The sequence below is a fragment of the Frigoribacterium sp. PhB116 genome, from assembly GCF_004364285.1.
Lineage (GTDB): Bacteria > Actinomycetota > Actinomycetes > Actinomycetales > Microbacteriaceae > Frigoribacterium.
In genome coordinates, this window is the sequence record NZ_SOBE01000001.1 from 872,619 (window position 1) to 884,458 (window position 11,840).

Annotated in this window: 11 protein-coding genes and 1 tRNA gene; 6 read left to right on the forward strand and 6 right to left on the reverse strand. The window is 70.8% G+C overall.

Annotated elements, in window-relative coordinates:
- Positions 1–50 precede the first annotated feature (50 nt).
- The 5 genes from EDF20_RS03925 to EDF20_RS03945 all read left to right on the forward strand — a co-directional run bounded on the left by EDF20_RS03925 (position 51) and on the right by EDF20_RS03945 (position 5,772).
- On the forward strand, positions 51–731 hold the full coding sequence (locus tag EDF20_RS03925) for an alpha-ketoglutarate-dependent dioxygenase AlkB (protein ID WP_133737752.1): 681 nt from the start codon (positions 51–53) through the stop codon (positions 729–731).
- 224 nt (positions 732–955) lie between these two features.
- A complete protein-coding gene (locus EDF20_RS03930; protein ID WP_158614605.1) occupies positions 956–2,029 on the forward strand; it encodes a LacI family DNA-binding transcriptional regulator in 1,074 nt (357 codons plus the stop codon).
- 134 nt (positions 2,030–2,163) lie between these two features.
- Positions 2,164–3,525 (forward strand): ABC transporter substrate-binding protein, encoded by a 1,362-nt coding sequence (locus tag EDF20_RS03935; RefSeq protein WP_123547278.1) that lies wholly within the window; start codon positions 2,164–2,166, stop codon positions 3,523–3,525.
- Positions 3,526–3,652: 127 nt separating this feature from the next.
- Positions 3,653–4,792 (forward strand): sugar ABC transporter permease, encoded by a 1,140-nt coding sequence (locus EDF20_RS03940; protein ID WP_123546465.1) that lies wholly within the window; start codon positions 3,653–3,655, stop codon positions 4,790–4,792.
- Positions 4,789–5,772 (forward strand): carbohydrate ABC transporter permease, encoded by a 984-nt coding sequence (locus tag EDF20_RS03945; RefSeq protein WP_133737753.1) that lies wholly within the window; start codon positions 4,789–4,791, stop codon positions 5,770–5,772. Before EDF20_RS03940 ends, EDF20_RS03945 begins: the two co-directional genes overlap by 4 nt.
- Before the next feature lie 167 nt (positions 5,773–5,939).
- On the opposite strand, the gene EDF20_RS03950 is transcribed toward EDF20_RS03945, so the two are convergent.
- A tRNA-Glu gene (locus EDF20_RS03950) sits at positions 5,940–6,015 on the reverse strand.
- A gap of 155 nt (positions 6,016–6,170) precedes the next feature.
- Here EDF20_RS03950 and EDF20_RS03955 point away from each other — a divergent pair.
- Complete coding sequence (locus EDF20_RS03955; protein ID WP_133737754.1) at positions 6,171–6,806, forward strand: MBL fold metallo-hydrolase; 636 nt, start codon at positions 6,171–6,173, stop codon at positions 6,804–6,806.
- A 120-nt stretch (positions 6,807–6,926) separates the two neighbouring features.
- Here EDF20_RS03955 and serA read toward each other — a convergent pair whose 3' ends face one another.
- The 5 genes from serA to ilvC all read right to left on the reverse strand — a co-directional run bounded on the left by serA (position 6,927) and on the right by ilvC (position 11,818).
- A complete protein-coding gene (gene serA, locus EDF20_RS03960; protein WP_133737755.1) occupies positions 6,927–8,516 on the reverse strand; it encodes a phosphoglycerate dehydrogenase in 1,590 nt (529 codons plus the stop codon).
- A gap of 154 nt (positions 8,517–8,670) precedes the next feature.
- Complete coding sequence (locus EDF20_RS03965) at positions 8,671–9,072, reverse strand: hypothetical protein (protein ID WP_133737756.1); 402 nt, start codon at positions 9,070–9,072, stop codon at positions 8,671–8,673.
- Entirely contained in the window at positions 9,069–9,551 is a 483-nt protein-coding gene (locus tag EDF20_RS03970; RefSeq protein ID WP_133737757.1) for a hypothetical protein, read from the reverse strand. The genes EDF20_RS03965 and EDF20_RS03970 overlap by 4 nt, the downstream gene beginning before the upstream one ends.
- A complete protein-coding gene (locus EDF20_RS03975; protein WP_133737758.1) occupies positions 9,548–10,687 on the reverse strand; it encodes a mannitol-1-phosphate 5-dehydrogenase in 1,140 nt (379 codons plus the stop codon). The genes EDF20_RS03970 and EDF20_RS03975 overlap by 4 nt, the downstream gene beginning before the upstream one ends.
- Before the next feature lie 105 nt (positions 10,688–10,792).
- The gene (ilvC, locus tag EDF20_RS03980) at positions 10,793–11,818 is read right to left on the reverse strand and encodes a ketol-acid reductoisomerase (RefSeq protein ID WP_123546472.1); all 1,026 of its coding nucleotides are present in this window, start codon (positions 11,816–11,818) and stop codon (positions 10,793–10,795) included.
- Between the last annotated feature and the right edge of the window lie 22 nt (positions 11,819–11,840).

An 11,840-nucleotide genomic window follows, 5' to 3' on the forward strand; every position in this document is an offset into this window, starting at 1 on the left:
CGACGACCCTGTTCGAACGCGTGTTCGAACGATCAGCTAGGCTGAGGGGCATGAGCACGACCTTCACATCCTCCCTGCTGGACGGCCTCGACGACGACGCCGAGACGGGCGCGGGCCCCGTCACGAGGCGGGGCACCGGCCTGCGCGACCTCGACGGGGCCGTGCAGCACCTGCCCCTCGACGACGGCGCGTGGCTCGACCTCGTGCCCGGCTGGGCGACGGGCAGCGACGCGATGTTCGAGCGCCTCGTCGCCGAGGTCCCCTGGCAGGCCGACACGCGGACGATGTACGACCGGGTGGTCGAGGTGCCACGGCTGGTGTCGTCCTACGGCGAGCGCGACGTGCTGCCCGACCCCGTGCTCGGCACGGCGCGCGACGAGCTGAACCAGTGGTATTCCAGCCGGCGCGGGGCGCCCGACGCGCAGCTGTTCCGCCGCGCCGGGCTCTGCTTCTACCGCACGGGCGACGACAGCATCGCCTGGCACGGCGACCGCGTCGGCCGCACGATCGACCGCGACACGATGGTGGGCATCCTGTCCCTCGGCGCGCCGCGCACCCTCGCGATCCGGTCACGTCGCACGGGCAAGGTGCAGCGCTTCCCCCTCGGCCACGGCGACCTGCTGGTGATGGGCGGCAGCAGCCAGCGCACGCACGAGCACGCGATCGCGAAGACCCGCAAGGCGGTCGGCCCGCGCATCTCGGTGCAGTTCCGACCGGTGTGGCCTGCGTAGGCCGCCCGCGGCCGGAGCGGGCCGCTCGGGTCTGGACAGACAGGCACGGCGACCGGTGTGGCCTGCGTAGGCCGCCCGCGGCCGGAGCGGGCCGCTCGGGTCTGGACAGACAGGCACGGCGATCGGTGTGGCCTGCGTAGCGGCTCCCTCCCACCCGACGCTCGTCGCTCATCCGGGCCTGCGCTCGTATGCTGTGCGCACGACCGACGACGAGGTGGACGAGCATGGCACCAGCGACCCGTGACGACGTGGCGCGCCTGGCCGGCGTCTCGTCGAGCACCGTCTCGTACGCCCTCAGCGGCCGTCGGACGATCTCGGACGCCACCCGCCGTCGCGTCGAGGCGGCCATGGCCGAGCTCAACTACACGCCGAACGCCTTCGCGCGCGGCCTGGCGGGGTCGCGGGGCGGCATCCTGGCCCTGCACTACCCGTACGGCAGGCGCGGCGTGACGTCGTCCGAGTTCGAGTACGTCGCGGCAGCCACGGACCGGGCGCGGGAACGCGGCTACCACCTCCTGCTCTGGTCGACCCCGATCGACGACGTCGAGGGCCTGGAGAGCCTCGTGAGCGAGGGCCTGGTCGACGGCGTCGTCCTGATGGAGCTGACGCCGGAGGACGACCGCGTGCCCGTCCTGACGGAGGCGCGGGTCCCTTTCACGAACATCGGCCGCCCCGACGACGTGGCCGGCCTCTGGTTCGTGGACGCCGACTACGACGCGCTGGGGCGCCTGGCCGTGCAGCACCTCGTCGACCTCGGCCACGAGCGGGCGTTCTTCCTCAGCCAGTCGGTCGGCTCGCACGAGCGCGGCTCGGGCCCCCTCGCGAGGGCCTCCCGCGCACTGGACGACGCCGCGCGGCGAGCGGGCCTCGTGCTCGAGGTGCACCACGCCCCCGTCTCGGTCACGGGCGGCCGCGCGGCCTTCGACGCGTTCGTCGCCTCGCCGGCACGTCCCACCGCGGTGGTCGCGTTCAACGAGACGGCGTTGGCCGGCTTCGTGCAGGCGGCCGCGTTCGCCGGCTGCTCGATCCCCCGAGACGCCTCGGTGGTGGCCCTCAGCATCGGCGACCTCGCCGCGGACATGACCTCGCCGCCGCTCACGACCGTCTCGCCGCCCGGTGTCGAGCTCGCGGCGGCCGCCGTCGACCACCTCGTCGACCGGCTGGAGGGATGCCGGCTCGACGCGCCGCACCTCCTCGTGGCCCCGCAGCTCGTCGTCCGGGGCAGTTCCGCGCCCCCGCCCCTCGACTCCCACGGCGCCGTCCGTCCTGCCGCTCGTCCCGCTGCGACGCGCCGCTAGCACGGGTTGTTGCGCGCCTCCTGCGCGTGTGTGACACTCATCGTCGACGCGCGTCGACGACGACGCGCGCGGCAGTGTCCCGGCTCGGCAGCACGGGCGGGGCACGTGCATCGCAACTCGACGAGGAGATCACCATGCGAGCATCCCTGCACCGCAGGTTCACCGGGCCCCTGGCCATCCTGGCGGCATCCAGCTTCCTGCTGGTCGGCTGCTCCGGAAGCGCCGACCCCAACGACCCCAACGCGGGCGGCGACGCCGGCGGATCGGTCGGCACGGCCGACGGCGTCGTCAACGTCTACGGCACCATCAACGGCGACGAGGCGACCCTGCTCGAGGAGTCGTGGGCCGACTGGGAGAAGCAGAACGACATCGAGATCAAGTACACGGGCGACAAGGAGTTCGAGAAGCAGATCGGCATCAAGGTCCAGGGCGGCGACACCCCCGACCTCGCGATCTTCCCGCAGCCAGGTCTCCTCGCCGACACCGTGACGTCGTCGGGCAAGGTGCAGGAGCTCCCGGCCGACGCGCTCGCCAACGTCAAGGAAGGCTGGTCCGAGGACTGGCAGAAGTACGGCCAGGTCGACGGCACGCAGTACGGTGCTCCGCTGATGGCCAGCGTCAAGGGCTACGTCTGGTACTCCCCCGCGAAGTTCGCGGAGTGGGGCGTCGAGATCCCCAAGACCTACGACGAGCTCGTCGAGGTCTCGAAGACCATCCAGGAGAAGACCGGCACCGCTCCCTGGTGCGCGGGCTTCAACTCGGGCGAGGCCTCGGGCTGGCCCGGCACCGACTGGGTCGAGGACCTCGTGCTCCGCGAGGCCGGCCCCGACGCCTACGACTCGTGGGTCTCCGGCGACACGAAGTTCACCGACCCCGAGATCAAGGACGCGTTCGACTCCGTCGGCACGATCCTGCAGGACCCGGCGATGGTCAACGCCGGCTACGGCGACGTGAAGTCGATCAACTCGACCGCTTTCGGCGACGTCGCGACCAACGTGGCGAACGGCAGCTGCGCGCTGACGCACCAGGCCTCGTTCTTCGAGGGCTTCCTCACCGCGGCGAACAACGCCGAGGGCACCCCCGCCACGGTCGCCGAGGACGGCGACGTGTGGGCCTTCCTCACCCCGCCGATGAAGGAGGACGACCCGGCAGCCGTCACCGGCGGCGGTGAGTTCGTCGCCGCGTTCTCGAACGACGACGACACCGCCAAGGTGCAGGCGTACCTCGCCAGCGCCGACTGGGCGAACAGCCGCGTCTCGCTCGGAGGCGTCATCTCCGCGAACAAGGGCCTCGACCCGGAGAACGCCGGCAGCGACCTGCTGAAGGGCGCCGTCGAGATCCTCCAGGGCACGGACACCACGTTCCGCTTCGACGGCTCCGACCTGATGCCCAAGTCGGTCGGCTCCGACAGCTTCTGGAAGGGCATGGTCGACTGGATCGACGGCACGGACACCGACTCGGTGCTCGAGGAGATCCAGGCCGGCTACACCAGCTAGCCAGCAACCCCGCCGTGAGGGGCCGTCGCCGTGCGGCGGCGGCCCCTCACGCGTCCCCGTCGCGCACAGCCGCCTCCTCCCGCCTGCGCCCGAGCGCCCCCCGTACCCGAACGTGAAAGGGACAGCGATGTCCAGTTTCTTCCAGTGGTTGGCGGGCATCCCGCCCCTGGCCCAGATCCCTCTGATCCTGCTCGCCTTCGCCGCGCTGGTCGGCGTGGTGCTCGTCTTCGTCGAGTTCGCGCCCCGCCGCGGCCTGCAGTACACGATCCTCCGCCTCGCCGTCTGCGTCGTCGTCCCCGTGGTGGTGCTGCTCGCCTTCGGCCTCTACCAGTCGGTCATCTGGGTCGCGGCGATCGCCGCCGTCCTCGGCGGCGGGCTGTTCCTGCTCGACTACCGCTCGAAGCGCGGGGCCGGCTACTCGCTCCAGCTCATCGCCTTCATGACCCCGGCGGTGTTCTTCCTGCTGATCGGCCTGATCTACCCCACCATCACCACCGCGGGCCAGGCCTTCATGAAGAACGACGGCTCGGGCTTCGCGGGCCTCGACAACTTCGTCTGGGTCTTCACGAGCCCCGACGGCCTCACCGCCTTCGGCAACACGCTGATCTGGGTGCTGCTCGCGCCGATCACCGCGACCGCCATCGGCCTCGCCTACGCGGTCTTCATCGACAAGAGCCGCGGCGAGAAGTTCCTGAAGCTGCTCGTCTTCATGCCGATGGCCATCTCGTTCGTGGGCGCGTCGATCATCTTCAAGTTCTTCTACGACATCCGCCAGGGCGACCAGATCGGCCTGCTGAACGGCATCCTCGTCGGCTTCGGCGGCCAGCCCGTCGACTGGCTGGGCCTCGAGCCGTGGAACACCCTCCTGCTCGTGATCGTGCTGATCTGGACCCAGGCGGGCTTCGCGATGACCGTGCTGTCCGCGGCCATCAAGGGCGTCCCGGCGGAGCAGCTCGAAGCGGCCTCGCTCGACGGGACGAACGGCTTCCAGGCCTTCCGTCACATCACGGTCCCCGGCATCCGCACCACGATCATCGTGGTGCTCACGACCATCTCGATCGCCTCGCTCAAGGTCTACGACATCGTCTCGGCGATGACCGGCGGCCGGAACGACACGACCATCCTCGCCTTCGAGATGGTGCGCCAGTTCCAGCTCGGCAGCCGCACCGGGTACAGCTCGGCGCTGGCCGTGATCCTGTTCGTGCTCGTCCTGCCGATCGTCGTCTACAACGCCCGCCAGATCCAGAAGCAGAGGGAGATCCGATGACCGCCACCCCCACCCCCGTCGGGGTCGCCGTCGGCTCGGGCACCGAGCGGCAGCTCAAGCGCGGCCTCGCCGCCGTCGAGAGCTCGAGCGGCAAGCTGAAGAAGGGCACGACGAGCCGCGGCGCCACGATCGCCGCGCTCATCATCGCCGCGATCTGGACGCTGCCGACGGCCGGTCTCTTCATCTCGTCGTTCCGCCCCGCGAACGACATCAAGACGACCGGCTGGTGGACCGTCTTCGCCAATCCCGGGTTCACGCTCGACAACTACGTCAACGCGTTCAACTCGGGCGACAGCCTCACCCTCGGCAAGGCCTTCTTCAACTCCCTCGTCATCACGCTGCCCGCGGCCCTCATCCCGATCACGATCGCCAGCCTCGCGGCCTACGCGTTCGCGTGGATCGACTTCAAGGGCCGCAACACGATGTTCGTGCTCGTCTTCGCGCTGCAGATCGTGCCGATCCAGATGGCCCTCGTGCCGCTGCTCCGGCTCTTCTCCGACGGTCTCCGGGTCGGGGGCCTGTACATCCTCCCCGGCCTCGGGGTGAACGGGCTCGACGGCTCGTTCGCCAAGGTGTGGATCGCGCACACGATCTTCGCGCTCCCCCTGGCGATCTTCATGCTGCACAACTTCATCTCCGAGATCCCGGCGGAGGTGATCGAGGCGGCCCGCATGGACGGCGCCGGACACGGCCAGGTCTTCTTCCGCATCGTGCTGCCGCTGTCCATGCCGGCCATCGCCTCCTTCGGCATCTTCCAGTTCTTGTGGGTGTGGAACGACCTGCTCGTGGCGACGGTGTTCACCTCGGGGCAGGGGCTGCCCATCACGAAGGCGCTGCAGGACCTGTCCGGCTCGTACGGCCAGTCGTGGGAGCTGCTCACGGCCGGCGCCTTCATCTCGATCATCGTGCCGCTGATCGTGTTCTTCGCCCTGCAGCGGTTCTTCGTCCGCGGCCTGCTGGCCGGCGCCACGAAGGGCTAGACCGCCCTGGCGGTGCTCGACCTGCCTCACGGCGGGACGGCCCCGGCGACGTCACCCCGACGTCGTCGGGGCCGTCCTCGTGGGGGCTGGGCCGGGGCGGGCCCTGAGGGGCCGATCCTTCCCCAGAACGACGAAACCGCCCGGCTGAGAGCCGGGCGGTTTCGTGGTGGTGACCCCAACGGGATTCGAACCCGTGTTACCGCCGTGAGAGGGCGACGTACTAGGCCGCTATACGATGGGGCCGTATTTGCAACTCGTCGAGTATGCCACAGCTGTCGAGCCGGTCACAAATCGAGGCCGCCCCGCGTGTCGCGGGCGGTCCGCGGGCGTGCAGGAGGCGGGGCACCGGTCCCCGACGAGGGGTCGCCGCGGCCTGCGGCGGGCGTACAGTCGGCCTCATGCGCCTCACGAAACTCGAACACGCCTGCCTCGTCGTCGAGAAGGACGGGCGCAAGCTCGTCATCGACCCCGGCTCGTTCACCGCTCCCCTGGTCGACCTGCACGACGTCGACGCCGTCGTCGTGACCCACGAGCACGCCGACCACTGGACGCCCGACCAGCTCGGCCACCTGCGGGAGACGAACCCCGGCGCGGTCCTGTACGGACCGCAGGGCGTCGCGGACGCGGCCGACGGGTTCGAGGTCCACGTCGTCACCGACGGCGACATGGTCGAGGCCGGGCCCTTCACCCTGTCGTTCCACGGGACGCGGCACGCGGTGATCCACGAGAGCATCCCCGTGATCGACAACGTCGGCGTCCTGGTCGACGGATCGCTGTTCTACCCGGGCGACCAGTTCACCGTGCCGGACGTGCCCGTCGAGACCCTGGCGACGCCGGTCGGCGCCCCGTGGCTCAAGGTGTCCGAGGTCATCGACTACGTGGCGGCGGTGAAGCCGAAGCTGGCCTTCCCGACGCACGAGCAGACCCTCTCCGGCCCCGGCCTGGCGATGCACTTCGACCGCATGAAGGCGAGCGCGCAGTCGGTGGGCGGCGACGCCGTGCAGCTCGCGGCCCACGAGTCGATCGAGCTCTAGGCGCGGCCTCTCCCCCGCACGCACAGCCGCACGCCCGCACGCACCACGACGCCCCGGCGCCGGTCAGAGGACCGACACCGGGGCGTCGTCGTGTCGCGCGAGGCGCGAGGGAGGGCAGCGCTACAGCGTGACGTCGATCTCGCGCAGCAGCTCGGCGTCGATCGCCGTGCGCACCTTCTCGAGCAGGTCGTCGGGCGCGGGGCTGTCGATCGTGAGCACGCTGAGAGCCTGGCCCCCGGCGCTGCGGCGGGCGATCTGCATGCCGGCGATGTTGATGCCGGCGTCGCCGAACTCCTTGCCGTAGACGGCGACGATGCCCGGGCGGTCGCCGTAGACCATGACGAGGTGGTGGGCCGCGATCGGGACCTCGACGTCGTAGCCGTTGATCTCGACGATCTTCTCGACCTGCTTCGTGCCCGTCAGTGTGCCCGAGACCGAGATCTGGCCGCCGTCGGCGAGCGAGCCGCGGACGGTGAGGACGTTGCGGTACTCCTCGCTCGTGGGGTCCGTGAGCAGCCGCACGGTGATGCCGCGCTGCTCCGCCAGCAGCGGCGCGTTCACGTAGCTGACCGACTCGCTGACGATGTTCGTGAAGATGCCCTTGAGCGCAGCGAGCTTGAGGACGCTGACGTCGTGGTCGACGAGGTCGCCGCGGACCTCGACGTCGACGCTGGTGAGGGGCGAGTCGGCGAGGGCGGCGAAGACCTGGCCGATCTTCTCGAGCAGCGGGATGCCGGGGCGCACGTAGGGGTCGATGACCCCGCCGGCGACGTTCACGGCGTCGGGCACCAGCTCGCCGCCGAGGGCGAGTCGCACCGAGCGCGCGACCGAGACGCCCGCCTTCTCCTGCGCCTCGTCCGTCGACGCGCCGAGGTGCGGGGTCACGACGACGTTCTCGAGGCCGAGCAGCTTCTGGTCGACCGGGGGCTCCGACACGAAGACGTCGAGGCCCGCGCCGGCGATCTCGCCCGTGGTGAGCGCCGTGTAGAGGTCGTCCTCGTCGATCAGGCCGCCACGGGCCACGTTGACGACGAAGGCCGTCGGCTTCATCGCCTTCATCTGCTCGAGGCCGATCATGCCGGTCGTCTCGGCCGTCTTCGGCATGTGGATGGTGACGAAGTCGGCGGTGGCGAGCAGCTCGTCGAGCGAGAGCAGCGTGACGCCGAGCTGCTGGGCGCGGGCCGGGGTGACGTACGGGTCGTAGGCGACCACGTTCACGCCGAAGGCCTGCAGGCGGGCCGTGATCAGCGCTCCGATGCGTCCGAGGCCCACGATGCCCACGGTCTTCTCGAACAGCTCGACGCCCGTGTACTTCGAGCGCTTCCACTGGCCCTGGGCCAGGGCGGAGTGCGCCGCCGGGATGTGCCGCGCGAGGCTGAGGATGTGTCCGACGGTGAGCTCGGCCGCCGAGATGATGTTGGAGGTCGGCGCGTTCACGACCATGACGCCGGCGGTCGTGGCCGCCTTGATGTCGACGTTGTCGAGCCCGACGCCCGCACGGGCGATCACCTTGAGGCCGGGAGCCGCCGCGACGGCCTCGGCGTCCAGCTGCGTCGCCGAGCGGACGAGCACCGCGTCGGCCCCCGCGAGGGCCGAGAGCAGCGCGGGACGGTCGGTGCCGTCCACCGACCGGACGTCGAAGTCGGGGCCGAGGGCCTCGACGGTGGCGGGTGAGAGTTCTTCTGCGATCAGCACGACGGGCTTGGCCACGGAGACGATGTCCTAACGAGAGGGGTCTGGGGTGAACGCCGCGACGCGCCGTGGGCGCGGCTGCTGTGCACTCTATCGACTCGGGCGGCGCATGACGCGCACATGACGCCCCGCCCCGCGTCCGCCGTCGGGGCGCACGGCCCGGCGGCTCGGATCAGATGCTGAGCACGTACGCCGTGATCGTGAGCGACACCGAGCCGACGAGCGCCAGCGCCGCGACGAACGCGAGCACGACCTGCCAGAGCGGCCGCCGGCGCGCCACGAGGAGCGCCGCGACCCACGCGACGACCGGCAGCAGCACGTTGGCCACGAGCGCGGCCCACGGCGGCGAGGCGGCTAGGCCGTCGACCCCGACCTCGTCGAAGAACTCGTTGTTCTGGTAGCGGACGTCCTGCGGCACGAGCACGAGGTTGGTGATCGCCTCGTACAGGTCGTAGGCGAAGAACGAGGCGGCCAGGGCGGCGACCACGACGACGCCGACGCGGGAGCCACGACGGCGTGAGGCGGCGGCGGGGCCGGCCGGCTGCGTGGCCGGGCCGGTCTCGCGGGCGGTCACGCGCCTCCTCCGATCACCAGCGGCCACGGCGCCAGGGCGACCGCCCCGACGGCGAACACGAGGAGGCGGCGCGACGACCGCGACTGCGGCACGAGCAGGATCGTGGTCACGAACCACACCGCGGGCGCGACGATCGCCAGCGCGACGCCGAGCAGCCACAGCGCCGTCTGCACACGGTCGACGGCCGTGCCGCCGAACGAGAGCAGGAACTGGTCCCTCGAGACGAGCCAGCCGACGCAGGACAACAGCGCGACGCCGCCGAAGACCCCGTGGCCCACCAGGGAGGCGCTGCTCATCCCCGCGGGGAGCTCGTCGTCGGCCTCGGGGCCGGCCTGCGAGACGGGCGCGGGGCCCTCGACGTGGCTGGCGTCACGCTCGTCTCCCCAGCTGAGGGCGTCGTCGTGCTCGTCGATCTCGTCGTGCTCGTCGTGCTCGTCGATCTCGTGTGGCTCGGGGCGCGCCGGGAACGGGTCGGTCATGCCGTCGTCTTCGACGAGATCGCCTCCAGCAGCGCCGGGAACAGCGGGTGGCCCTGCTCGACGCCGGTCAGCGTGACCGTCAGCTCCTCGTCGGGGAGACCCGAGGTGAGCAGCGCCTGCAGCTCGACGCTCTCGGAGTCGTCCGGCACGTCGAAGTCGAGCGCCGCACGGACCGCACGGACGAGCGCGTCGTGTCCCAGCCCGCGCTCGGCGAGCTGCGCGGCCGGGCCGACGAAACGCTCGTGGCGGCTGAGCTTGCGCAGCGGGCCACGGCCGACCCGCTCGGTCGTGTCGGGCAGGTGCGGGTTCGAGATGCGCACCAGGTTCTTCTCGACGTAGGCCTGCTGCTCGTCGAGGTCGAGGTCGTGCTTGGCGACGAGCAGCTCGGTGGTCTCGCGCAGCGCGCCGCGGACCTCGGCCAGCACGGCCTCGTCGGCCAGCGCCTCGCGGATGCTCTCGAGGCCGCGCGAGAAGCCGTGGTAGGCGGCGGCCGCGTGGGCGGTGTTGACCGTGAACAGCTTCCGCTCGATGAACGGCTCGAGGTCGTCGACCCAGGTGACGCCCGCGATGTCGGGCCGGTCGGCGCCGAAGGGCGTGCTCTCGACGACCCACTCGAAGAACGACTCGATGGTCACGTCGAGCGAGCCGCCGGCCTGCTCGGGGACGATGCGGTCGATCGCGCAGTTGGCGAAGACGGCGTTCTCGGCCGGGTCGGCCTGGCGGACGGCCTCAGCCAGGGAGTCGGTGGCGTTGATCGCGTTCTCGCACGCGATCACGGCGAGCGGCGCCAGGGAGGCCTCACGGGCGGCGAGCCCGCGGGCGATCACCGGGGCGACGAACGGGAGGATGCGGGCGCCCACGGCCGTCGTGACGACGTCGGCGGTCGCGATCTCGGCGACCAGCGCCTCCTCGTCGGTGCGGCTGTTGATCGCCCGGTAGCCGTCGACCACGGTGGTGCGGCTCTGCTCGCCGACCTCGTGCACCTCGAACGACGACTGCTGCTGCAGCAGGCCGATCAGCTCGTCGTTGACGTCCGCGAACACGACCTCGTAGCCGCTCGCGTGCAGGAACTGCGCCACGAAGCCCCGACCGATGTTCCCCGCACCGAAGTGCACTGCCTTCTTGCTCGCTGCCATGCCCTAGATCATGCCACGACAGCCCGTGAACCCCGGACGGCCGAGGGGCCCCGCTCCTAGTGGAGAGGGGCCCCTGCGGGTGGTGCTCAGGTGGAGAGGGGGTGGCTAGCGCGCAGCGCTGCCGTCGACGTAGTCCGTGTCGGTCTGCTTCCAGGCGAAGAGTGCGCGGAGCTCCTGGCCGGTGGCCTCGATGGGGTGCTCCTCGCCCTTCTTGCGCAGCTCGGCGAACTCGGGCGCGCCGGCGTCCTGGTCGTCGATGAAGCGCTTCGCGAAGGCGCCCGACTGGATGTCGGCCAGGACGGCCTTCATGTTCTCCTTCACGTCGGGCGTGATGACCCGGGGGCCCGAGACGTAGTCGCCGTACTCGGCGGTGTCGGAGACGCTCCAGCGCTGCTTGGCGAGGCCGCCCTCCCAGATGAGGTCGACGATCAGCTTGAGCTCGTGCAGCACCTCGAAGTAGGCGATCTGCGGCTGGTAGCCGGCCTCGGTGAGGGTCTCGAAGCCGTACTGGATCAGCTGCGAGGTGCCGCCGCAGAGCACGGCCTGCTCGCCGAAGAGGTCGGTCTCGGTCTCTTCGGTGAAGGTCGTCTTGATGCCGCCGGCACGGAGACCGCCGATGCCCTTCGAGTACGACCAGGCGAGGTCCCAGGCCGAGCCGGATGCGTCGTTCTCGACCGCCACGATGACGGGGACGCCACGGCCGGCCTCGAACTCGCGGCGGACGGTGTGTCCGGGGCCCTTGGGGGCGACGAGCAGCACGTCGACGTTGTCGGGGGCCTCGATGTAGCCGAAGCGGATGTTGAAGCCGTGGCCGAAGACGAGCGCCTTGCCCTCGGTGAGGTTCGGGGCGATGTCGTCCGCGTAGACGTGGCGCTGCACCTGGTCGGGCGCGAGGACGACGATCACGTCGCCCCAGGCCGAGGCCTCGGCGGGGGTGTGGACCGTGAAGCCGGCCTCCTCGGCCTTGGCGCGGCTCTTCGAGCCCTCCTTGAGGCCGATGACGACCTCGACGCCCGAGTCGCGCAGGTTGAGCGCGTGGGCGTGGCCCTGCGAGCCGTAGCCGATGACGGCGACCTTCTTGCCCTGGATGATCGACAGGTCTGCGTCGGTGTCGTACACGATCTCAGTCACGGTGGTGGTTCTCCTTGTGTGG